Here is a 24,711-nt window from a genome sequence, read left to right as displayed (position 1 = left end):
TCAGAACATCGACGCGCACGCATGAGACCCCCGCTCGGGCTACGCCCTCCCGGAGGTCTCATGCGTGCGCCGCAAGTGGCCTGGTTTTACTCCGCCGCCTGGCCGGTTTTTACTCCGGCGTTGACACATTTAGCGGCAACAAGACCTTCTCCGGCTCCCTGACGGCGTCGGGCACTGTCACCGTTTCGGCAGCCTTGGCCAGCATTGGCACGGCAACCACGACAGCAACCTATGGGATGGGAACCGGGACCACGACGACCGGAGTCACCAAGACGGTGAACCTCGGCACCGGCGGTGCATCCGGATCAACCACGGTCGTCAACATCGGGTCAGCCGCCGCAGGGGCTGGCGGCTCCACGGTGGTGAACACGCCCACCGTCACCTTCGCCAATGCCGTGACACAGGTCGGGATGCCGCAAGCCAACCTGACCGCCCAGCTGCTGGGCCTCGGCGGGGCAACGGCTGACAGCTACAACCGCCTGTCGATCAACGCCCCGGCTATGCTGTTCAATAATGCAGGCGCGGGGATCGAGGCGACATTCAACAAGAACGCCGCTGGAAACGACGCCGCCTTTGCCTTCAAGACCGGGTTTTCGGCGCGGGCGCTGATCGGGTTGCTGGGCAATGACGACTTCAGCTTCAAGGTCAGCCCGAACGGATCGACCTTTTTTGACGCCATCAGGATCGACCGCAACTCCGGCCGGGTTGAACTGCCCGAACCCCTGCACATGCCCAGCCTGCCCGCCGCCCCGGACCCGCCGCCTGCGGGCAAGCTCGCCGTCTACGCACGCGACCGCGCCGGGGCCGGATGGCTGGATGTGCAGCGCCCCTCGGGCCGGTTCTTTCCGTTGCAGCCGCATTTCGGGGTCAACCGGATCGCGACATGGGCACCCTCAACCAGCACAACCGTCAACACCAATGGCATGCCGCGTACCGCCGTCGGCACGGTTGCGACGCCAACTTTGGCCGCCACCAACCTTTCCACCAGCATGCGGCGCTGGAGGGTCACCAGTGCCGCAACAGCCGACGCGGTGGCCGAAGAACGATCTGCAGGCTGGGTCTGCTGGCGCGGCAATGCCGATGGTTTGGGCGGATTGAACTACGTCAACCGGCTGTCTCTGACGACCCTGCAGGCGACCGGCATGGGGTTCTTCGGGCTTTACGGCTCGACTGCTGCGCTCGCTACCACGCTGACATTGGCGGCTGCGGTCAACTGCATCGGCATCGGCTTCCAGCGCGGCACCCATACCAACTGGCAGCTGGTGCACAACGATGGCACCGGCGCGCCGACGCTAACCGATTTGGGCGCGAGCTTCCCGGTAAACAGCCTGACCAATGTGCTCACTCTCTATATCGCCGCCGCGCCGAACGGATCCGACATCGGCGTCCGTGTGGTCGAGGAAGTCAGCGGCACGGCCGTCGAGTTCACCATCACCACCGACATGCCCGCCGCCAGCCAGCTTTTGAGCCCGCGCAATTACATGAACAACGGCGCAACGGCGGCGGCCGTCGCCTACGACTGCTCGGGTGTCTACGTCGAGACCGACTACTGAAGGACAATCAAAATGACAGAAGAAAACTCTCTCTTGCAGGAGGTTGGCGCAGCCTTGCGTGACCACGGCATCACCGCCGCCATCACTGCCCTGATTGGCGGCACGATTGCCCTGCTGGCCGCCGTCACGCGCCGGGCGTTCACCAATGACGCGATGCTGGCACGACTGGACCGCGAACTTATGGCCGAGCGTCACCGCGTGGATCGGCAGCGCGCTGAAGATCGCAAGGGCGACGCCGACCGGTTGGAGCGCATTGAGACAGACATTCGCGCCATGCGCGATCTGATGTTCGAAGCCTTCCAGCGCGGCCGCGCCGACTGACCGACGATCAAACCCATCACCAAACCTGTCACCCGACCCGCCCCAGAGGCGGGTTTTGCATTTCTGGAGACCACTCATGCCGACCACGACCTATGCCCATTTCCGTGTCGTACCTGAAAGTGCCTGGCGCTGGCCCAGCTTTTCCCCGGCCGAGATCGCCTGCCGCGGCACCGGCGCGATCAAGATCAATGCCGAGGCGATGGACAAGCTTCAATCCCTGCGCAACCGCCTCGGCAAACCGCTGATCGTCCGCTCGGGCTATCGCAGCCCCAGCCATAACCGCGCGGTGGGCGGGGCCCCGGCCTCCAAGCACATGCTGGGCACTGCGTTTGATATCGCGATGTCGAACCACGATCCGGTCGCATTCGCCGAGGCCGCCCGCGCCGTCGGCTTTCTGGGCTTTGGTACGTATCGCCGCTCGGGCTTCATGCACATCGACCTTGGCCCCGCGCGCAGCTGGGGCGAACCGTTCCCGGCGCGCGCGACGCCCTTCGTGCCGGAGCTGGCTCCTGCCCGCGAGGTGCTGGCCGACAGCCGCACCTTGAAAGGCGGCGGGGCCGCCGGCATCGCCACCGTCGGCGCGGCCGGTGTTGAAGTGGCCCAAGACGTCCTGGCGGAAACCCAATCCGCCATCCTGCCGCTGGTGCCCTACCTCGACACCCTGCGCTGGGTGTTCATTGCCGTGGCGCTGATTGGCATCGCCGTCGCCATCCACGCCCGGATCGACGACTGGAAGCGGGGCCAGCGATAATGGGCTGGATCGTCGCCATCCTCACGGACGACCCGGCTCGTAAAGCACTGGGCTTGTTTTTGGCGGCGACCACCATCGCATTGTTCCTCCTGAACCTACGCCGCGCCGGTGAACGCGCTGGGCGGCTGGCCGAACGCCATTCAACATCGGAGAAAACCCATGAAATCCAACGCCAGATGCTGGACGCCGCCAGCCGCCGCCCTCATGGCCGCGACGATGTTATTGAGCGCCTGCGCAATGGTGGGTTCTGAGACCCCGCCCAGCGCCTGCCCGCCTGTTGTGGACTATAGCCGTCCGCAACAAGCGCGCGTGGCCGACGAGGTGGCCAAGCTGCCGGAAGGCGCTCTGATCATAGGCTGGCTCGCAGATTACGCCGTGCTCCGAGAGCAAGCGCGGGCGTGTCGTGGTCCCCGACCACCTCGCTGAAATCAGACTGGACTATGCACGCCGGTCACGCCTGTTGTCGCTTTAACTACCGCGAGGAAACCAAACCATGTCCCCAAAATACCCCCACATCGCTGTCGAACTAACCGGCCGTGACGGCAACGCCTTTGCCGTTCTCGGCCGTTGCCGCCAGGCCGCACAGCAGGCCGAGCTGCCCGATGACGCAATCGCCACCTTTATGGCTGAGGCCACGTCGGGCGACTATGACCACCTGCTGCAGACCGCAATGCTCTGGTTCGACATCCGCTGATCTGACCTGCGGCCATTGCCATCTTGCCAGCCTCGGATCCTGTTACTGTCAGCTCCGCCAAAACCCACAACACCATCTGCCAGACGCTAATCGGTTGCCAAGGTTCCAGGCATTGCAGCCCAGCGCGACCACAATTTCAAAGAACCCTCACCGCAAGTGGCGATGGAGAGCGAGACCGCTGCTTTCGACAGATTTAGTATGATACTTCTCGTGAGCCTGATGCTGCGGCAAATGGGGAATGCCATCATTTAGCCTGAGACCTTCCCGAAACGCTGTTTGACGTATTCGGTGATTGCACTGCCCTGAAGTTCGGCCGTTGCATTGCCACCACGAACGAAAAAACGCTGAAATGGGCCGTCTTTGAGGAAGGCCTCGCGCGGACCAGGTTCGCATCGCACCAGCAGAACGCGCACTCCATCCTGCTCTTCGAACCTCGGGTGAACGTACGGACGAAACACGTCGCCCAACCTCGAAGTGATCAGGTTTACCAAGTGCAGCGCCATCTTGTCTTCATCTGGAAACCCGTCAGCTTCAAGCCCAAGCACTTCGCCATCATCGGCCACCCCGATCAGCAACGTCCCGCCCTTGGCATTCAAAAACCCTGCTATGGTTTTCAGAGAAGACACCTGGATTTTATCGTCCTGCTGACTTGTGTGGAGGTTAACGCGCAAGGTCGATTTGAACTCCACCGCATCGGTTTCGCCGGAGTTGATCAGCTCTGCCACGCTGATTTCTGTCTTTTCGGCACTGGGTGCATTCCCTGTCAGAAGTTTCCATGCGGCTTCAATGACGCGGGCGATGCGCTCACGCCGCTGCACCAAGAAATCTTCGTAGGGCAACGTCCACCATAGATGCGGTAGCGCATGCCAGAAGTAGAGCTGAGTTCGGTTCTCGGCAGACAGAGCCGCATCCAGAGGCGGCACATAGGCGGACGGGGGTTGTTTCCCGATACTGATGTTCTCGGGCCACTCAATCGAAGCGAAGTTCGCGATTTGGTTGATTTTCTTCAGTTCTTGGATCCCTTGTCCTTCCAAGTAGGCGCGCGGAAACAAGTGATGCCTTTCCAGCGCAACCTTGGTTCCTTTTATCGCAGGATCCACAAGGCTGGCGATCTTTACCGGGCTGTAGAGCGCATCTGCATCGAGCTTGATCAGCGAGGCATTGTAGGCAAAAAGCGACGGGCTCTGCGACGCCGACGTAGCCAGCTGGCTTGGCAGCGTTATGCTCCAGTAGTCCGGCGTGAGCGTGGTTGAGCAAATTTCCCGCAGCTTTGCGAGATAAGCTGCGCCATCTGGAAGATCCCGCAAAAGGGCCAGATCCGACTCGAAACGGGTTTCTGGGGAGTTGGTATAGCGGCCAGTCAAGGCTGCCATGAAGAAGAACTCGGCGATGGCCTGCCGCATCGATTTCTTGTCGATACCGTAGTCCACCATTCCGACCAGATAGAGCACATAGCTGTAGATGATCGCGGTCTCAGAGCTGATCATCTTCTCGCCACGATACCCGGCCAGCGTCAGAGCGCTGAGAAAGTGGTGCCAGTTTGCGAGGTTCAGAGCAGCTGCCTGCCCCGATTGCATCTTCTGGAACTGCTCGTCGCGCTTCTCCGGGTTGTCGATGCCTGTTTTGGCATCCCGCCCACGCAACGCATTGTAGACGTTTTCGAGCCTTGCGCGCTTGAGCGCCAGGCCAATGGTTGCCCTGAGCATTTGATCAGGCGCGGGCTTGATGAAATGGTTGAACGGGGATGCTTGGCCGTCATGTGGCTTGGTCGCCGCGTTCGCGAAAGCTTCAAGCTCTGTACGGCCTTCGTCCCAATGGACCGACATCAGCGTCATGATGAAGTCAGATTGATTAAGCTGCTTCCCTTCGCCGTTGATGCGCACGAACACATCCGCAACCGTTGCACCATCAACCGTCGCAGATAGCGTGAGGGCAGTGAAAGAATACTGGTTGGTCAGTCCATGCAACTTGCCAATTGCATTCTGGATCTTCTTCTTGTCCCCGTCCGATACCTCACGCACGGAAGACAGATGTTCGAGGAAATCGCTGGCAATCGAGAAGACATTGGCTTCGGGACGCCAAAGCTCCGAGATATCGGGAATGTAGGATTTGTCTTTCACGATAGCGGCATCCCAAACCGCGAAACGCTCAGTTAACGGATTGAAAGCTATGCGGATGCGCTCTTTCTTGAAATTCGCGCGAGTTACCTCTTCGCCCTTCACTACGGCGTACAGGGAGGTCAGCCGCTGCTGTCCATCGACGATCGCAAGCTTCGGGACCGCCTTGGTGTTTTTCGTTCCAATCCCCCTCAGCCCTCCTTCTGCCCCCGTATCCCAAAATAAAAGAAAACCAGCCGGATACCCCTTGTAGAGCGAGTCAAACAGGTTGCGAACCTTGACGTTTTTCCAAACGAACGGGCGTTGAAGATCGGGAAGGCCAACCTTGCCAAGGTCAATATCGGCGATCAGGGCGCCTACGGGATAGCTGGTCGTCGTGAAGATTGTCATGGGCGGCACCTTATTGGTCGGAATTGTTTGAATGGTTCTGACTCGCAGCTCGCGACGCAGAACCGTTGAAGATATGTGTACGGTGCCAAACCAGATTTTCCCGCTGGCGCGGCGTCAGCGACAGCGAGGCCTGCCAGCGTAGTTCAACACGGGCAGCTTCACTCAAGGCCGAAGAAAACTCCGGGTGTCCGGCGTCAGCGAAGGTAACAAGACCCCGGTCGAACGCGGCATCCCAAAGCGCCGAAAGCAACAGGCCGTTATGCACATCAAGGCGCTGGGCGTCGCAGCTGCAGGCCTTCCATGGCACGATATGCGACGCGCGCAGCAGCGCCGGATCGGTGATGCCCGTCAGCGGGCAGCGGCCCTGCCAATATTCCATGAGCCCCTCGCGAAAGATATCCTGGCCGATGCGCTGGACGACCATCTGCTCGGCTTCGGTCGTTTGGGGCAGGTCACGGACCTTGGCGGTAAAGCTGCGCAGAGGCGCGTCCGGCAGGCTGGCGGAAAGCTGATAGACCCGGGCAAGGACCGCATAGAGATCGCCCAATTGGTCGAATACGTGGCAAGAAAGGCCGGGGCCAGCAATCGGCGCGACAGGCAAGCTCAGCTCTGCGATTACGCCATCATGGTCGAGCGCCATGTACCAAGGCCCTTGCGGGCCAGCGGCACCGAGGTGAATGGAACCCGGCACAGTTGTCGAGGCGAAACTCGCCCATCCGGGTGGACCGCCAAAGGGACGTCGGAAGCCGTTCTGCCAAGCGGCTTTCTCACACTCCTCACGGACGACGAAAGATTGAGGCGCCTCGATCATGCTGTCACGCCTTTGCGTTCCACAGCTTCTGGGCGGCAATTCCCATAGCCGTTTCTATGGCATTCGCAGCCCGGGTCACCGCATACAGGTTCAAATCCCCGAACGCGCCCTTGTAGTTGGCCAAATAGCTCTCGCTTCTGGGTTTCAGCCCATTGCGCATTGCGACCAGATAGGCGGCCATCTCTGCTTCGACTTCCATCAACGCATGCGGCGTATCGCGCCGATCCGGCACCCGACGACCGGCATCAAGCCCGAGGTGCCCCAAATAGAGATGCGCCAGCTCGTGCGCTACCGTCACAAACCGTGTCGCCGGATCATGATTGCGGTTGTAGGCGAGCTGATAAAGGTTCTTGCCGGTCTTGGCCTTTGATACCGCCAGCAGCCGGATCCAGCCCGCTTGGCCATCCCCGGCGTCAAGGGCGACCACATCGATCCGCTCCTTCTTCACCGCTCGCATGAACTCGGTGAAGCGGTTGTCGGTTAGGTTGCCGAAGGTCGGGAAGGCGAAGGCGTCGACTGGAACATCGCGCCCCTCGGTATCGAGGATGTCGAAGACGAAATCGACCGGCCCCTTGGTGCGCAAAACCAACAGTGGCCGGGTGCCCTTTTTCGGGACCCGCCCGAACCGTTTGTGCCAGTCCTGTGCTGTTGCCGCGTGGGTCAGGCCCGGCTTTTGGATATGCAGAAGCATTGCGTTGAACGGGGCAAACTCTCGCAGTCGGATCGTGAAGGCAAACAGCTCCTTGATCGCTTCGCCGCTAGCATAGAGTTTCGTCGCTGCGATCAGTTGGTCGATCAACGCTCGTTCCGTAGCGTCATTAGTCTGAGGCTGGCCTTCAAACAGATCCGGTTGGGTAAATAGGACGTCCGGTTGTTTGAACATGCCCGGCGCGGAAGAGACACTTACAAACGGGTCGATGAGACCATATCCAATTTCATGAAGGAAAAGATCGATGTAGGGCATAAAAAAATCATCCGGGCTATCCGGAAGCCCGTCCGATCCCAAGAGTTCTATCTTGATGGCCGTATCACTTAACCAATCATCTTCGGGACGATAGATTTCCCGAACACATGCGCAAAACAGCGGCTTGAATTGCGCGTATTTGATTGGATCAACGACGCCCATCCCCTACATCCCCATCGCCGCAAATTCGCCGTTCGCTTCCATACGGTCCCAGGCGGCGAGGACGAGGCGGCGGGTGCGGTATTCGCCGTGTTTTGCCACTTCCTTGTTTTTAAGCACGCGGAAGGTTTCCGAGGGGTAGTCGGGGCCTTTTACGTCGGCGGGGTCGAGGATGTAGCGCAGCTCGTCGCGGGTCAGGCCGTAGGCGCGGGCGTAGAAGGCGTCAAGATCGGCGCGCAGGAGGGCGCGGCGGTCCTCGTCCCAGGTGAAGGGCGGGCCGTCATGGCCCAGATCACGGGCAAAGGGGGCGAGGCTGTGTGAGGTGTAGGTGAGTTCCAGCACCTTCGGAGTGATGAAGGCGAGGCGGGCTCCAGTGTAGAAGTCGGGTGGGAGGATGGGTAGTTGCTTTACTATAAACGCATCTAATCCCTGTCTTGACATCTTCATTCTGCAAATGAAGTCAACCAACAAGGAATTGATGTTTGCAACTAAGCCACAGGTCGCATCCTTGAAATGCTCACAATCGAAAGCAATAGACGGTAGAACGTGTGGTGTCGCACAACGTGGAAGAACAGTTGCAATTAATGTTCGTTCATTGGAAGGCTTCGTCCCAAAACGCCATACAAAAACCCATTCACGTGACCAGCCATACTGATTAGCTTTAGCAGTCACTTGTTCTTCAGCGACAAAATACCAAGAAGCCACCTCGAACAGTGGGTCCGATTTGCTTACTGACGTCGGGTTTGGAATCGTTCCGCCCCGGCCTGGTCTTTCACTCAATCCGTTAAAATTACCATGGCGATGGTCGAATTGGGCCATCATTTTGCCCTCATAGAGCGGCAGGTATTGGTATCCACTACTTGAGATCAACGTAATATCACCCAACGTAGAGTTTCTATGAACCATTTCCCCATTAGACGATTCTGAGAAGAGATTACTATCACTAGCCATGTCAAAATAGCGGGGGAAAGAAGCACCCCAAGCGTTGTGGGTTGAGTTTACCTTCTCCCCAACGAATGCCTTTGTTGTATCGTATAATTTCTTGGCGATCCCCGCTTCCACCTCAGTTCTGAATAGTGGCATAGCCAAAGTATTCTCATTAAACTTTCTGATAAAATCAATTTCTACGAGCATGCTGCGAATTGGATTATTTGCATCACCTACATGCTCAATGAAGGATGCAAGTCGTGGAAGGCTCATCGAACTCCCCACCGTGTAAAGTGTAAACATCTCAGTTGTAGTTGACGGAAAATAGTAAGAAGCATTACTGAAAGTTAATGCACCGCGGAAAATCTCTTCATTCAGAACATAGCTGCAGAACCCAGAGAGTTGAGCATCAGTAAGTATCCCAGACGGCAGCACAAAACCGAAGAACCCACTCTTATGCCGCAGTTGTAGCGCGAGTTCCGAAAAAAGAGCGTATGTGTTGACATAACCTTGCCCAGTTAAAGGGAAACGACCACCATCTTCACTTGGTGCTTTGGCAAATTGAGCTGCTGCGTCCAAATTCCGTCGTTCCGTTGCAAATTCGTCAAAGAGTGCCCTTTCCAATGATCCTTCGTTCGCTCGCGACAGGACCTTGATCATCCTCTCACGCGCGGCCTTGTTTGCAGCTTTGGCAATCTCCGGGCTGCGGGCGGCAAAGAACTCCTGCTCCTGCAGCTTGATCCGCTCCCACGGCGGGTTCCCCAGCACGACATCAAACCCGCCGCGCTGCATCACATCGGGAAACTCCAGCGGCCAGTGAAAGGCGCGGGCGCGGCGGGCGGCCTTGGGCGCGTCCAGCATCGCCTGACGGATCTTGCCCTGATTAAGGGCCATCCACAGCTCCTCGGTCGTCGGCACCGTGCGGGCGGATGCCCCCGCCGGTGCGCCACCCACCTTGGGCAGCAGGAAGGCCGCGACATAAAGGTTGGCCGCCGCCGTTGCCCGCACAAAGGCATGCCCCTTGCGCAATTCCTTGAACCGCGCGGCTTTGGCCCCGATCTGCTCCACGGTATCCTCGGGCAGGTCGCGGAAGCCCGAGAAATCCAGCGCCAGCGGCTTCATCTCGGGCATGGCGACTTGCCCCGTGCCGAAATCGAACCCGCCTTGCCCCGAGGTCGCGGCGCGGTTGGCCTGCAGGTAGTACTTTGCGGTATCCTTGTCGTCACCCGTCAGCGGCTTGTAGGCGGCATCGGGGATACCCCCCTGCAGCACCTTCAGGTCGTACACCCCCAGCAGCGCATCGCCGCAGCGGATTTGCGCGTCGAAGAAACCGAGGGGAAGGCCGGGGTCCACCGTCTCGATCCACAGCGCGACCTTGGTCAGTTCCACCGCCATCGGGTTGCGGTCCACCCCGTGCAGGCAGGACCGCGCGACATCGCGCAGTGCATGTCGGAAATCGGCAAGCGCGGGCGTACCATCGGCACGGATGCGGGCCAGCCGTGTGGCGATACGGCGGGCAGCGGCCAGCAGGAAGTGGCCCGAGCCACAGGCAGGGTCGATGACCGACAGTTTCAGCAGCGCCTTGGCGGGATCGTCCGCCTCGGCCTCGGTCTTGTCGAGCACGGGGTCAAGTGCGGTGTCGAGCAGCGCCTGAACCAGGCTGTCGGGCGTGTAGTAAGAGCCGGTGGTCTTGCGCTGGTTGCCCTTCTGCTCGGCCGCCTCGGACGCGAAGACCAGCGATTTTCCGTCATCGCCCAGCTGCGGTTGCAGTTCGAGCAGGGATTCGTAGACCGAGCCCAGCTCTTCCGTCTCCATCGCGCGCCAGTTGACGGGGACCATGCCGGCCTTGTGGTCGAGCCAGGAAAGGCGGTAGAGCGCCTCCATAAACGCACGGTTGCGCAGGCGGGCGGTTTCCAGATGGGGAAGCTTATCGGTTGAGAAAAGCCCCCCGAGGGCCGGAAGGGCCAGCGCCTCTTGCCCCTGCGCGAGGGCACGGAAGACGATCTTGACGCCTTCGTAGCGGTCGTGGTGCTTGTCCCACGAGGCGGCGCGGTAACACTGGGCACGCAAGGTGGCGAGGCTGTAGCCCTCGGCATAGAGCTTGCGGGCGTCGGACTTGGCCTTTTCGGGGTGCAGAAGGTTTCGATCCTCGGCCACCATCAGGAAGATCAGGCGGTAGACGAGGCGGAGGAGTTCGTTAAACCACTCGGTCAGGTTGACGTCACCCGATTTCAGCTTGGCGGCAAGGTCGGGATTGGCCTCAAGGAAACCGGAGCCGAGAAGTTTGAGCGCGAGCTGGACCTGGACGGCCAAGCGGTCGCGGGCGACTTCGCCTTCCTTGGACCCGGCGTCGCGCCAGCGTTCCAGCGCGCAGTCGGTGGCCGGAGCGCCCGCGACACCGAAGCGGGTGCGGTGGATCAGGAGCCACAGAACGGCGAAAGAAGCGGCGTCTTCGTTAATGAATATCTGGGAGAGGTCGGCCTCGATATAAGCTGGTCGGGTCAATGAGGCGTTGTCACGCATCAGGCGGATCAGCGTGCCATTGGTGACGAGGCCCCAAAGCGTCTCGTCATGCTCGTTCAGGTGGTCCTGAAGTGCGAAGGCGGGCGAGCGCGTACGATCGGTTGAGAGGGTCGCGCTGCGCCGGTCGAGTTTTTCGTCCGATGGTGGCACGACAACGATCGGCACCCTATCTCCCGCGATAAAGGATAGAGCGCCATCGACGGGGTCGAGATCGTCGAAGCCGAAGGTTTCTTGCAGGAAAGCTTTGATGTAGCGACGGGTTGCATCGGCCGAAGGGTTTGCGATCTTGGCGAAGGTGTCGAAATGGGACTGGCCGACACGGAAAGCAGTCGAGATTTCCTCGCGGATCGTCAGGCCCTTGCGGATGCGGTAGTCGGCCTCCGTTTGTTCTGAAGCTTCGCGACGATCTGCAGCCGCGACCATTGCAGGAGCGATCAGGTTGCCTTCGAGGCTGAGCGAGGGCCAGGCCGACATGTCGATGATTGGTTTGCGTGCCACGATCAGACCTCGCTCGGGATCAGGACGAAGAGACCAATCACGTCGGGTGGCAGAACTGCCTCAACAGTGACGCGCGAGGCCGAACCGGCGGCCGCGCGCAGGCGGGCATGGTCCTGCATGAGCTCTTCGGCACGGGTTCTGACGAACACGGCCAATGGGCCGTCGAGCTGGAAGGGCAGATCCTCCTTGGCTTTAACGACGAACCGGTCCCGGGCCGTTGATGCCAGGTCAGCGGCTGCGGGCGTGTTCAACAGCACGCGGGCGGCCTCGCTGCTTGCGACGATTTCGCCGCCCTGCATCGCGACAAGAGCTGCTTCCTCGGCAAGAAGCAGGCGTTCTTTCCTTCCATGGACCGTCAACTTGAACCGAATGCGAAGGAGCGCGACGCGGGTTACCTGCTGGACGGCAGTGGTTGGCCAAGCACCAACCCGACCTATCCCCAAGCCGGAGAGAGTTTCCGGATCGAGGGAGGCTTCGACCAGCGCCTCTGCCAGTGTGGCTGTCAGCGGATGTGTTCTGGTGACCAACGCTGTGCCTGACGGTGCTGGTTCGTTCATAGCGAGGCGAACCGAGCCGGTCAGCTTCCGTTGAGCGAGGCGTTCCTTCAGACCCGATTCCAGCGCGTGGACATGGGCAATCAACAGGGTCTTGCGCGGCTCGAGCGGTACGCCGAAACGTGACATCGCCCTCTCAACGAATACCTTTGCATCGTCGGGCGATCCCAGCAGGGTGCGGACCTTTTCCCACTCTGGAGCCACTTCCTGCGGCTTCATGGCATTCTGCGCAAAGCGAGCACGTGATTTTTTCTCATTTTCTGATGCATCCCGCCAGCGCGCGTCCATGGCCTTGGTGCCATCATCAAGGCGCAGGTCGAGCGCCAACTGACGCGTTCCACCACGGCGCAACATCATTGACGCCATAAGCGCATCCGTCACCGGCCCTCGATTGTCGGGAAGTGGCACCGTCACACCAGTTGCCTTGCGGATTTCTTCGGCCTTGCGGAGGATCACCTCGAGCACGGCACCGTCGATTGCGCTGTCGGGTGAGAACATCATGATTGAGCGGACCAGCTCGGCCGGCTGACCGAAGCGGTCGACCCGACCCTCGCGCTGCTGATGCCTGGTCGGGTTCCAGGACAGATCGTAATGAATGACGGTGTCGAAAAGCTGCTGAAGGTTGATCCCTTCTGACAAGCAGTCAGTAGCCACCAAAATGCGCTGATTTTCCTTTTGATCGTCGGCCGCCGCCATGTCGGCCACGCGATCGCGGCGCTCGTCGGGTGTCAGAACGCCGGTCACAGCTTCAACGACCACCTTGGGAAATGCTTTGCGCAGGCCGTTGCGAACATGTTCGGCCGTGGCCAGATACCGGCAGAAGACGACAGGGTTCGCGCCCTTCTTGATCAACGGGTTCAAGGCATCAATCAGTGCCTTGAGCTTGGGATCAGCCTCGTGGACCAGTTCTTCCACTTGCCTTATCAGCGCCAAGAGTGCTGGATCGGTCTCAAATCCGGTCCCTGGTTCGATATCCACAGCGTCTTCGTCGTCAGAGTCTTCGTCGTAGATCTGGGGCTCAAGCCGATCGCTCTCTTTTGACATGCGGTTGCGCAGGGCGCTGAGCGCGGCAGCTGGCGATGAGCCAACACACCGCATCAAGGCCAGTGTACCCCAGAAGGCAAGACGTTGTTCCCGCTGTCCTGAACCTGCGCGCGAGACGACACCGAAGCAATAATCAAGCACTGCCTCTTGGAAATCGAGGTGCGTCTGCGACAAGCGGTATGCAGACTCGGTTGTTTCGTGTTTAGGGAAGGCGCGGTTCTCGTCCCACGCTCCCGAAACAAGATCGATGCGCTGGCGCTGAACGAAATGTCGCGCGAGACGTTCACGATAGCGCGCATCCTCAAAATTCATCGCGCCGAACGACGGCTCGATCAGAGAAAGAAGTCGACCAAAAGCGTCTTCGTCCCCTGAATGGGGCGTCGCGGTGAGAAGGATCAGCCGCCGCTCTGGATCGCGGGCAAGCCCGGCAAGCAATTCAAAGCGCTGCTGTTTTCCCTTGTGGGTGCCGACACAGGCATGGGCCTCGTCAACAATCACGAAGTCTGGGCAGGCGCGAGCAAATCCTTCGCGGCGCTTTTCGGCCTTGATGTAGTCAAGGCTTACGACGGTATAGGGGTAGGCATCGAATAGCGTCTGCGCCAACGGCAGACCGCGTTCAAGCCTCGCGGCGCTACCTGATGTCACGGCGACCGCGTCGATCCCGAAGCGGTGCTTCAACTCCCCGACCCATTGCTCGACGAGGTGCGGTGGGCAAAGCACTGAGAAACCGTCGACTTCGCCCCGGTCCATAAGTTCTCGAAGGATCAGGCCTGCTTCAATCGTCTTCCCGATCCCGACATCATCGGCGATCAGAAGGCGGGGGACCTGCAGACGAAGCGCCATCAGCAGTGGGACGAGCTGATAGGTTCTAGGCTCGAAAGCAAGTTGCGCAGCCGAGCGGAAGGGTCCCGCTCCTCGTCGAAGGGTGAGGCGAAGGGCATCTGCCAAGAGCGCTGCTTTGGATTGCACGGTTGGCGCAGCATCAGAAGGCATGTCGAAGCGTGCTGCGGAGACCGGGAGAGTTTCGAGCGCTGGGTCAAGAATGACCGTGTCGTTCTCGCTCCCTGACAGGGGGCGCAGCGCCAGAATCCCCTCGCGCGGGGACGGCAATGCCACCCATTCTCGCCCACGAGCGCGTACAAGATCTCCGGGAGCAAAAGTCACTGTCATTAGATCAATCCTTGAACATCATAATCAGCGCTTCGGGCACTCCGGCCGCGCAAGTCTCGGGCAATTCAAAAAGCGTCCAGCCCTTACTGTCAGCGATTTCGCGCGCGGCCTCAGACAGAGTTTCGGTGCAAGCGGCAACAAAATGGTTGCGCCACACAAAGCTCATCTCCTGATCTGCAAAGCTGACGGAAGCACCATTCGGGGCCGGTATCCCGGCATCCTTGAAGGCGGGATCCCATCCTTCGGCACTCGCCGAGCGGAGCGGTTTCGCGGCTAGTATGACCTCACCCCGCGCAAGATCGATCAGCATCTGTTTCGCTTCATCGCTGGTGCGGTCAATCAGCTCGTGATCCGGCTGGTTGAAGTAGGAAAGAAGACAACGATAGCAGCCACGGACACAAGCATCACCGTCTCGATCCACCAGTAACTTCGCATCGCCCGCCGCGATCGCTTGGTCGACGTTGTCAAAATGCATGATGGACAAAGCTTCCCGCGCCACTTTGCCCAAAGCATGGGCGTCTTCGACCAAGCGGTTCAGAACACCAGCGCCGCCTTCCGTCGCTTCATAGGCTAGGATTGAGCGCCGGTTGTCTCGGGCGGGCAGCGGTTCCCCAAGGATCTCGCCCTCTTCAAGCTGAAAAGTGACCGCAATTCCGCGCAATAGCGCATGTTGGACGGTCGCGATTGTTTTGGGGGCGTATGCGTCTGGTTCGCGGAAGCGAAGCAGAAGCGCATTCTTGCGGTCTCGCACGATTGGCACGATGCGGACAGGCCGTGCGACATCCGGCGGCACATCGACATCTGGATCCTCGTCGTCCGACTTCGCCCAGTATCCGCTTCGAGGGTCGATGTTGAAGCCAAAGACAGTCTGGTTCTTGCGCCGTTTCAAGCCCTTGTTGATCCGGCTGATCTCAGCGCTGTTGGCATATTGGAGGGCGAGGATCGATGTTTCGCCGCAACGGAAATCAGCCTCGGTGACTTTCTTCGGCCATGAGAAAACCGTTTGGATATCAAATCCTTGGCGAACGCGCTCTTCATCATTCGCGGTGATCCGGTCGGTGGGCGCTGCCTCGACATTATCGATCCGGAGGGTTCGCTGAACCGGGACCTCACCAGCCATTGGAGCGTTGCATGCATGGCAGCGCTCGACTTCTGCATCGTGACAAGCCCCACAATTGGAGCAGATGAAGATGTCGTTTGTGTTGAGCTCGGTGCCGTCACCGGTGCGGGCTTCAGGCGGCAGCTTGGCCTTCATCACCCGGTAGGCCCGACCCTCATGATAGATCAGGCTACGCGGACCGAATTCCGAGATTGCCAGGAACCGGGCACGCTGCAAGAAGGAACCGCTCTTTCCTTCGCCGGGAACAAACGCATAGAGCGGAAGCCGCGGGAAGTTGTACCCCGGCAGAAAGCCCTCAGTTGCCAGGTAACGATACGAATAGAAGTCGGATCCGTTTGTGGCCTTGCCTTGTTCGAGAATAGCTATCTGGTCACTTGCCTGCATCTGAGCGGCTTTGATCTTCCGCCGGTCGGCACCAGAAATGCCAGTGATCTCGGAACGGCTATTCGCCTCCATCAACTGAGTCCGAGCTGAATTGTAAAGTTCACGCCAGCGGTCAAACGCACGGTCAAACTCTTGCGGTGCACGCATGGCGACCTCAAGAATGAAATCATCTGCATCGCCCATCCACACGGGTTTCTTGCCATCCATTGATGCAAGGATCTGGTCCAACACTTGCGTCATCGGCACACGCGCTGCTGTCACCAGGCTTGGCTTGCTGATGACGTCGATAACGTCCTGTTTGAGTGGGTATTTCGACTGCTTCAGATCGAGGATTTCGGGAATGTCCGGCGATAGAGCCAGCTTGGCCTCAGCCAGCCAAACAGCATGCAAGTGTGACCGAACCAATTCCTCATTGGTGATGTCGAGCGCGGGGGGCCGAACAACGCCAGCCACCATGTCATTACGACGCTCGAAGAAATACTGATCGTGCGGCGACTGTGCGGCGCAATAGGTGACGATGACCGCTGCCTGCCCAGACCGACCAGCACGACCTGCGCGTTGCGCATAGTTGGCTGGGGTCGGCGGTACGTTACGCAGATAGACGGCATTCAACGCGGAAATGTCGACGCCAAGCTCCATAGTCGGAGAACAGAACAATGCTGGCAAGAACTGATCGGACTCTCCAGATGCTTTGATCTCTGCGGCGTTCTCTTTGAGCTTCGCGCGGTCGTCATCCTCAAAACGGAAACGCCACTCGCGCCACTCGCGCTGCCTTTGCGAAACCTGAGCGGTATGCTCGCGACCTTCCAACCCCCAATATGTGCTTCGGCCCTTCTTCAGATCAGTCGCTATGGCGTAGTAAAGATCGTGGAAATATCGGTTACCCTGCGCCGTCCCGACACGGACTGCCTCTCCTGGCACCAAACGAACAGCCGACGGCGACAACCGCCATCCAAGCAAATCCGACTCGATCTCGACAAGCGAAACCAGTCCCTCTCGCGCCATCAACTCAAGAAGGCCGGTTATGACGGCAAGGTAGTCGGCTTTGTTGAGCTTCGTTCCGATCACGCTCTTGCGATTTATCGCCCGGCCGATCCGAGAGTTGTGCCCCGCACGGATAATGGTCTGCTCTTCCCGAAGCCCAACACGATCTTTCCCAGGAGCCTGCAAGAACAGGGTTGACCTACTCCGAGGCGTTTCATTCTGATCGATGGCCCAAGGTGTCCTCAGTAGGTTCCGCGACTTCTGTCCAACGGTATCGAGAACGGTCAGGTCAAGGGCCTCTGTGCTGACCGCCAAACCTTCAAGCATCGCGCCAAGGATTTCCTTGAGCAATTTCTTGCAGGCGGAAGCGTCAAGGTTTCCGAGGTCAGGAAGGATGGCCATCAGGCTTTCCCTGTCTTCCGAAATATCATCCAGACCGACGAAGTCGACATCAATCAACTTGAGGACTGACAGACTGGGGTTGGTGTAGCGCCATCCCCGTCTGAGGTCAGTCCAGACCCGGTGGGCCAGGACTTTGGCCAGTGATCGCTGAGAATCCTCTCGAACCACCGCTCCGGCTTCCGGATCAAGCATCCAATGGGTTCGGGCATCTTTGTTGGTGGCTATAAAGCCAAGCGCCTTCACAACACGCAGTCCAAACTCGTCTTCGGCCATGCCATCCTCGCCAGCATCGAGTACGGCACGAAGGATGGCGCCTCGCAGCAGGCTGACAAACAGGTAGTCGTTGAAGTGCCCTGCCTGCAGGGCAGCGTCCTGGCGGTTGTCGGTAAAACCAAGCAGCTTTCGCTTTTCTACCGGAACACCACTGCTTTCTCCGTTCATCCACTCAAGGGCGGTTGAAACGAGGTGTGTAGTTGCCGAGCTTCGGCCTTCGCCTGAAAGGCCCGCGAGTTTGCTGCGTTCCCGCGCGCCGGGGCTCGGTTGGTAAAGGCAGCACGGGCAAAATCCGAATTTGCCAGGAATAAACCAGAAACGCGTTCCGTCTGAACCGTATCGCCCATCAGGCCGCACAGTCACCTGCTCAGGCAATCGTCCCTTACGGTTGGAGCGGAGACGTTCAATGCCGTTTCGCTCTTCCCGCCAGTCTTCCGGGTAGCTTTCGGGGTCGCCAGTGAAAACGAAGTCTGGGTCACCCTCGCCAATTGGCGTCAGGTAGCCGGCAATATCTCCATCCGGGTCTGCGATGGGCGTGTCGTCAATGTTTCTGGGCAGGAAGCGAAGTCCATCGGCGTCTTCGGTCTTGGTGACGACATGGACTTCATGGCCGCATTCCCTGCAGAACCGGGTCGGATAAAGGCGATGGCCGGGTGCATCGGGATCTTCCAGCTGGCCCTCGAACAGGACCCGCCTTGGGCGACTGGTCAACGTCGTGAAAATCTCTCCGGCACCGGAAATGAAGCGATGCAGCTTGAATGCGAGGAACGCGCCCGAGCCAGCTCCACCACGCTCGGTCTCCGGCAGGCTGACGCGGGTCAGAAATCGCTCGAAACCACGTCGGCATGTTTCCTTGTCGAGGCCACTATCCCGCGAAAGCATCTCTACTGCTTCGTCGAACGGGACGGGCTTCTTGCGCTTGAGTTCCTGGCCATCTTCGAGTCCGATCGCAAGCTCAGCCCAGACAGCGAGGGGATGCCGTCGCAGCGCCTCATCCGTCAATTCCTTGGGTAGGTCGTTGCCAAGGGCCGCCGCCAGCTGCGGTTGTATATCTTCGAGCTTCAGGCGGTCATCCGTCGCACGCTGAAGGGACTCGTCGATCACAGCGTCAGCGCCGATTGATGCCCCGAACAGGCGGGCTGCGACATTGGCCACGGCTGCGGCGCGACCCGCTTCTGAGCCTTCACTGGCCATAGTGGCCGAGGTGCCAATACAAATCGGCGCTTTGATCGGCGCGCAGCGGTTCCGGATGCGTCTAACTAGGATAGCCACATCGGCACCTTGGCGGCCGCGATAAGTATGCAGCTCGTCGAGCACGATGAACTCGAGACCGCTGGCATTGTCGATGACCTTGGTGTCGAGCGCATCCTGACGCGTCAGCAGCAGTTCAGCCATCATGAAGTTTGTGAGAAGGATGTCGGGTGGGTTGTCGGCAATCCGTTGACGCTCCTCCTGGCTCTCCTGACCGGTGTAGCGCCGCACCACTGGTTTCAAGTCTTCTGGAAGCCCGGATTGGGAAATGAACTTCTCGATTTCCTTGATCTGGCTGTTTGCCAACGCGTTCATTGGGTAGACGATGATGGCGCGTGTCTTGCGCGGCCGCCCAGCCTTGCGTGAGCGTACGATGGCATCGACCACAGGAACAAAGAAACACAGGGATTTCCCTGAACCCGTTCCCGTCGTCACAACAAAACTCTGGCCCGCGCGTGCCTTGGCGATGGACTGCGCTTGGTGACGGTGAAATTTGATGGGCGTGGCGCCGATCCGGAAAATCTTTCCGGTTGCCTCGTCCAGATCCCCAGACGCCACGAGGTCGTCAACCGTGGGGCCAGAGAGAAATCTGGGGTTCAGAGACAGAAGAGCATTTGGCCAGAAGCGCCCCTCATCAAATTGGCGATTGATCTCACCCGCGATGTCATCTGCTCTGACGCTACTGAAAGATCGCGAAAAACGTGCATAGGAGTCGATGAGATTATGATCGAATTCAAAGGCTTTCATGGAAAATCTACTTCTCCCCCGCAGGTTCAATCGGGCCTAATATGTCGTAGCGGTTCAAAAGCAAAATCTGCTGATCCTGCGGTTGCCGCGCAGCCGGATCCGTGTCGAGTCCGAGGCGTTTTAACGCATAGAAAAGAAGTGCGCGACGAACGGGAATTTTCGCCCTGCCCTCTTCCATTCCGTAATCCATCTCGATCGCACGACGCTGAGTCGGCGAGAGGTCAGGGTGCGGCCCGATCTCAAGCACCGCTTCGCTGTGCCAAGCGTCATCTTGCTGTGGATCGGAGGTGACCGGTCCCCGCTTGCCAATTTCGACTATCCGCGAGAGCAGGAAATCCTTGAACACCTGGTCGTTCTGGCAAAAGGCGCGCGCATGCCAGCGAAAGCCGTCGAAGGCCAGCGCATGCGGCTCGATCCAGCGCGCGCTGGGCTCTGGTCGTGACATCGACTGATAGTTCACTTGAAGGGCTGCGGGTTCATGGATTGCGGCCAGCACGTCCCGCAGGGTCTCTGGCGCAACACCGCGTGCAGGGGTTGGCGTCGCACCATAACCGGGAAACGCGCCGATCCAGCTCTGCTCACGTGAGACCAGACCCTGATCGACGGCACGCAACTGGGCGAAATAATCTTCGGCGCTGGGCGTGCTGAAATGCGGCGTGAAATTCTTGCCGCGGACATAGGCACGCTGGCTCTTGTCATAGACGAGGTTACGCTTCCACTTGTCCGAATAGCCACTCAGGTCGAGCGAGGCCTGCTGAAGGGAAATGCCAAATGTTTCCATCAGGTCTGAGCGGTTGATTCGTCCATGCCAGAACACCCGAAACTCGATGAACGCGTTGCGCCGTTCCGCGCCCCAGTTCAGCTGTTTGACGTGTTTGTGCGGCACGCAGTTCCTTTCCGATCACTTTCAGCGAATATAGACCTAAAAAGTAGTCCCTCGCAATAAAATGATTCAAGTGGGGAACGGTTGATGAACGCTAGCTCGCTTTTATATCAAAGCTTTGAAGGTAGACTTCGATCTCGCCGATCAGTGCATGATCCAGCCCGTCGCTGCCACGTATTTCATCAAGGGCGCGCCGGGCCTTATCTGCGGTCATCCACTCTGTCTCCGGCGCATCTGGCGCGGACCAGCGCTCGTTTAGCCAATCCTCGAATTGGGCCCGATCTTCGGGGGATAGGAGCTGCGGCGCATGAAACGCCATCAGGCGGTGGCCGAGCTGGCGCAGGCGGGAATCACTGAGCGCCGCCACGATGTCCTGCCGTTGCCGCCAGTCCGCGCTCTGGAAATCCGCGAGCAGGGCTTTGTCGGCATGACTGTAGAAGCCACCGAATATCTGCTTTTCGACCAGAGGCGCCGGGGCTGCAGGATCCTCGGGAAACCGCGCAGCCAGTGCCTGCGCGACACGCGCGCGGAACTCCGACGCATTGGCGATGACCTCTGCACGGCGCAACTGCAGTTCAGTGGGTGTCGGGAGAGAGAGGAGCGCGGGCGTCTTGTTGACCGACAAGGAACGGATCATCTTCGGCGTGGCGTCCACGGCCGCGAAGAGCGCTGCATCATCGGCGGTCAGGAAATCGGCAGGATCGCCCGCCTCTAGGTCAAAGAATGCCGCCAGGTTCGGGTTGCTGGCCGAATAGCCGCAAAAGCAGCCGATCGTTGCGCGCGGCGATCCACCGCCGAAGCGTTCGACCAGCGCCATGGGCTGGAACGCCTCAATCCGTGCCTGCACGTGAGCCTTGTCGCGATTGGCCAGCAACTCTGCCCAAAGCGCCGGGGCGCGCTGGGCGATCTGGCGGGCGATGTGGATGGTCGCCTCGACATCGCCGAGCGCGTCATGCGCGTTGTGTGCAGCAAAACCATTCAGCGGCGCGATAAGATCAAGCTTGAAGCGCACGCGCCCGGTTTCATCGACGGGCCAGTCGAAGATATCGGGTTGGCGATGCCAGACGCCGTAGAGGGCCGTCAGCAGATCAAAACGCGTATTGCCGTTGAACTGAGTGGCGAAGATGTCCGGCTGTAGGTTCTGGTAGAAGGCTTGGCGCAGCATCTCCTCGTCAAACCGGATGCTGTTGAACCCGGTCCAGATCGCAGGTGACCAGCGATCAATCAACGCACCGATCTCTTGCGTAAACTCGAAGAGCGTCGGCAGGGTGCGGTCCATCAACTGCGTGGGGCGCACGCCGGTTACCGCCAAAGCCCAAGGCGAAGGGATGATATGCGGCGCGATCCGGCAACGCAGATTGACCCGCTCGATCTCCCTGAACTCGACATCCGTCAGAATGGCGGCGAATTGCAGGGGCTGATCGAAGGCAGGCGAAAGGCCGGTGGTCTCGAGATCGTAGAATGCGAAGGTCATGGACAAGCATAGCTTGCGGTCCAACCCGCGTCAGCAGCGATATTTTGCGTGAAGATCATAATATTTGTTCGCCTGCGCACGGGTAGCCGAGTGGAGAAAGGGCAATCATAGCAGTCGTGTTTCAGGTCGGTGACAATGCCGGGATGGGCGAATAGGGTGTTCAGGAACGGAAGAGCGCGATTCAGAGGATGGGGCAGCTTGGCACAGGGACAGCTTGAAACAACACTGGCGGAACTCGCCCGGCTTCACGATGACTTCGACGGCCGCCGCGAGATCCTTAATCGCGCAAGCTTTGCCCTGCTTCACCGGCCCGCGCTGGGCGGGCAACTGATCGCGCGCCTTTGTGCGACAGACGAGGACGCGCCGGAGCTTGAACCGCTCACAGAGATGCTGGGTTCGGTATTGGATGCGGCGCGCATGGCGCAGGAGAACCGCAAGAAGCGGGGCGAGGCGTTTCTGGTGGCCATCGGGGATGCTGTCGAACTGGCTGCCGGTCAAGGGCGGCTGAGGTCGTTCCATCGGCTGGTGATTGCGCGCGCTTGGGCACAGAACGGGCTGAAAGCGCCAGAGGCGCTGGAACTCACCGCAGATGACATCGATGCCGCGAACAGCGCCCCAGCGCTGAACGACCGCGCCGAAGCAAATGAGATTTTGGACAACCTGTTCCGCAATCTGATCGAGCAGTCCGACGGTGATGCACTAGTGCTGCACGCTGCGCTGACCGAGACGTTTCCCGCGATGCCAGCCGAGATGCGCGTGCATGTCATCGCATGGTCGGTGGAACGGCCCGAACCTGTCCACACCAGGCTGGCGTGTTTCTGGCTGCTTGATCCCGCAGCAGAAATCCGCCTCGCAGCCGCCAAAGCCCTCGCGGATCGGGCTTCTGCGGGTGGGCTATCGTCCGACGTGACCGGCAAGATGGTGATGCTGCGCAGCTGGATGCCCGATGACGACGCACGTGCTGCGGTAGATCAGGCCCTGAAGGCTGCCATGCGATCGGGAACTGCCACCGGCACACCAGTCAAGCCGTGGACCATCCACAGCGTCATCGCTACGCTGCCCGACGGCGGCGGCGCGCAGAGCATAATGATCGCGCTGCAATCCGGCGGTAGCCGCAAAACGGCAATGCTCCTGCTGAAACAGGGTTACGGCATCAAGGACGCCTATGCGATCCCGTGCAGCTCGGCGCGTGAACAAAAAGCTCTGATTCAACGCATCACCGATGAGACCGGCGTGGTGAAAGTCCCGGTCACTTGGCTTGAACGCACCTTGTCACACGCGCTGGCCGATGGTCTTGCCGCCGATCTGCCGCCCGTCCCGGGCCTCATCGAAATGGTAGAGTTGTGCGGGTTCTCACAACTGCGGCCGGAAGCCGTGACAACAGAAGCTCTGATCGCTGCCTTGCCTGCCGCGGAACGCATCGGCGGCCTTTCCACACAGGCGCGCGGCAAACTGATCAATGCCAGCGAAGACTGGTGGAATCGCCACGCAATCGTGCGAAGCTGGTTCGAGGAGAGCGACCATGCGCATGAAGTGCTAGAGGGCAAGCGCAGCCCGCGTACGCTTGAAACGGCACTCTGGAAGTGGCTTGAAACGCGGCGCGACTTCTGGGCACGTCTGGTTGGGCGGGGGGCAGATGTTCTTGCGGCCGCCGGTCACTCGGATGCGCCAAGCTTTACCGCCACAGCCATGGCGCTGCTGGAAGGTCGGGATCTGAAGAAGATACCGGTCATGGCCGATGTCCACGATCAGACCATTGAAGCCTGGATTTTCGACGACCCGGACGTCAATCAGAACGCCACGCTCAAAGAGTTCGTGGATCAGGCAGAAGAACCCGAGCCCGAACGCAAGGGGGAATTGGCCCGCCTCGTCAAAGGCTCTGCCGTGACAGTGGACTGGATAGACGGCTTCCTGATGTCAATTACCCTTGCACCGAAACTGATCGCGCCGAACCGGTGGTTGCCAGAGATCCTCGGCAGCGCGATGGCAGCCCTTGAACCGGGTACGATCCAACGCTTCGCCGACCTCATCATGATGCGCGCGAACGCGTGTGTCGATCAGGCCAACGACCCGGCGCAGTTTGCTGCCGCCATGTCGAAGCCAAGCAAGCTGGCCATGCGCGACTGGGCGACAGGCTTCAGCTATGCCTGCGGCCAGTTCATATCGTCCTGGCCTGCGAAATCGAAGGCTCCTGATGATCGGTTGATGATCGAACGGGTCTCAGACGCCATGGCCACGGGCTTCAGCGCGTCTGACATAAAGTTACTGAGCCAGTGGATTGCCGCGCGCCACGCTCAAAACACCAGCGCTTGATGCCCGCGAATGCCGCCCAATGTCGGCGAATGCCCCCGAGTGCGGTCGAATGCCGTTTTTCGGTGCCGGTGTTGATGTGGCGTTGATGTAAAACGCAAAACGCCCTGTGGTATAAAGATACCACAGGGTAAGGGTTTGTTTTATTTCAGTAATTTGGTTGCGGGAGTTGGATTTGAACCAACGACCTTCAGGTTATGAGCCTATGGACCCAAAATTTCACTAATCGTTCTATTTCAATAGGTTAGACGACAAGCATTTGAAATCACAAATCATTTGGGTGACCGTTTGGCGACTTTGGTGTCAACGCCGGAGTAAAATCCGGCCAGGCGGCGGAGCAAAACCAGGCCACTTGTGGCGCACGCATGAGACGTCCGGGAGGGCGTAGCCCGAGCGGGGGTCTCATG

At 59.5% G+C, this 24,711-nt stretch carries 14 protein-coding genes; 6 read left to right on the top strand and 8 right to left on the bottom strand.

Going from position 1 to position 24,711, the window contains the following annotated elements; genetic code table 11:
• The 5 genes from AX760_RS27490 to AX760_RS20210 all read left to right on the top strand — a co-directional run.
• A partial coding sequence (locus AX760_RS27490) for a hypothetical protein (RefSeq protein ID WP_210187383.1) occupies nt 1–1,553 on the top strand: 1,553 nt, incomplete at its 5' end.
• Between the two features lie 12 nt (nt 1,554–1,565).
• On the top strand, nt 1,566–1,874 hold the full coding sequence (locus AX760_RS20230) for a hypothetical protein (protein WP_071834812.1): 309 nt from the start codon (nt 1,566–1,568) through the stop codon (nt 1,872–1,874).
• Between the two features lie 76 nt (nt 1,875–1,950).
• Nucleotides 1,951–2,625, top strand: a complete 675-nt coding sequence (locus AX760_RS20225; protein ID WP_071834811.1) for a YcbK family protein — start codon at nt 1,951–1,953, stop codon at nt 2,623–2,625.
• Complete coding sequence (locus tag AX760_RS20220) at nt 2,625–2,876, top strand: hypothetical protein (RefSeq protein WP_071834810.1); 252 nt, start codon at nt 2,625–2,627, stop codon at nt 2,874–2,876. Before AX760_RS20225 ends, AX760_RS20220 begins: the two co-directional genes overlap by 1 nt.
• Nucleotides 2,877–3,118: 242 nt before the next feature.
• Entirely contained in the window at nt 3,119–3,319 is a 201-nt protein-coding gene (locus AX760_RS20210; RefSeq protein ID WP_071834808.1) for a hypothetical protein, read from the top strand.
• 248 nt (nt 3,320–3,567) lie between these two features.
• Here AX760_RS20210 and AX760_RS20205 read toward each other — a convergent pair whose 3' ends face one another.
• The 8 genes from AX760_RS20205 to AX760_RS20170 all read right to left on the bottom strand — a co-directional run bounded on the left by AX760_RS20205 (nt 3,568) and on the right by AX760_RS20170 (nt 21,994).
• Nucleotides 3,568–5,826, bottom strand: a complete 2,259-nt coding sequence (locus tag AX760_RS20205; RefSeq protein ID WP_083531262.1) for a GmrSD restriction endonuclease domain-containing protein — start codon at nt 5,824–5,826, stop codon at nt 3,568–3,570.
• Between the two features lie 10 nt (nt 5,827–5,836).
• On the bottom strand, nt 5,837–6,466 hold the full coding sequence (locus AX760_RS20200; RefSeq protein WP_245295069.1) for an HNH endonuclease: 630 nt from the start codon (nt 6,464–6,466) through the stop codon (nt 5,837–5,839).
• 175 nt (nt 6,467–6,641) lie between these two features.
• A complete protein-coding gene (locus AX760_RS20195; protein ID WP_071834805.1) occupies nt 6,642–7,763 on the bottom strand; it encodes an ImmA/IrrE family metallo-endopeptidase in 1,122 nt (373 codons plus the stop codon).
• Nucleotides 7,764–7,766: 3 nt separating this feature from the next.
• A complete protein-coding gene (locus tag AX760_RS20190; protein ID WP_083531261.1) occupies nt 7,767–11,708 on the bottom strand; it encodes an Eco57I restriction-modification methylase domain-containing protein in 3,942 nt (1,313 codons plus the stop codon).
• Between the two features lie 2 nt (nt 11,709–11,710).
• Nucleotides 11,711–14,476 carry a DEAD/DEAH box helicase gene (locus AX760_RS20185; protein WP_071834803.1) on the bottom strand — a complete coding sequence of 922 codons (2,766 nt, stop codon included), beginning with the start codon at nt 14,474–14,476 and terminating at the stop codon, nt 11,711–11,713.
• 4 nt (nt 14,477–14,480) lie between these two features.
• On the bottom strand, nt 14,481–19,637 hold the full coding sequence (locus tag AX760_RS20180) for a DEAD/DEAH box helicase (RefSeq protein WP_071834802.1): 5,157 nt from the start codon (nt 19,635–19,637) through the stop codon (nt 14,481–14,483).
• A gap of 7 nt (nt 19,638–19,644) precedes the next feature.
• On the bottom strand, nt 19,645–20,523 hold the full coding sequence (locus AX760_RS20175; RefSeq protein ID WP_071834801.1) for a BrxR family helix-turn-helix transcriptional regulator: 879 nt from the start codon (nt 20,521–20,523) through the stop codon (nt 19,645–19,647).
• Nucleotides 20,524–20,614: 91 nt separating this feature from the next.
• Complete coding sequence (locus AX760_RS20170; protein WP_071834800.1) at nt 20,615–21,994, bottom strand: exonuclease domain-containing protein; 1,380 nt, start codon at nt 21,992–21,994, stop codon at nt 20,615–20,617.
• A 198-nt stretch (nt 21,995–22,192) separates the two neighbouring features.
• On the opposite strand from AX760_RS20170, the gene AX760_RS20165 reads away from it, so the two are divergent.
• Complete coding sequence (locus AX760_RS20165) at nt 22,193–24,307, top strand: UPF0149 family protein (protein ID WP_071834799.1); 2,115 nt, start codon at nt 22,193–22,195, stop codon at nt 24,305–24,307.
• Nucleotides 24,308–24,711 lie beyond the last annotated feature (404 nt).

Source organism: Pararhizobium antarcticum, from assembly GCF_001885585.1.
GTDB classification, from domain to species: Bacteria; Pseudomonadota; Alphaproteobacteria; order Rhizobiales; family Rhizobiaceae; genus Pararhizobium; species Pararhizobium antarcticum.
This window is presented reverse-complemented; position numbering and strand designations above follow the sequence as displayed.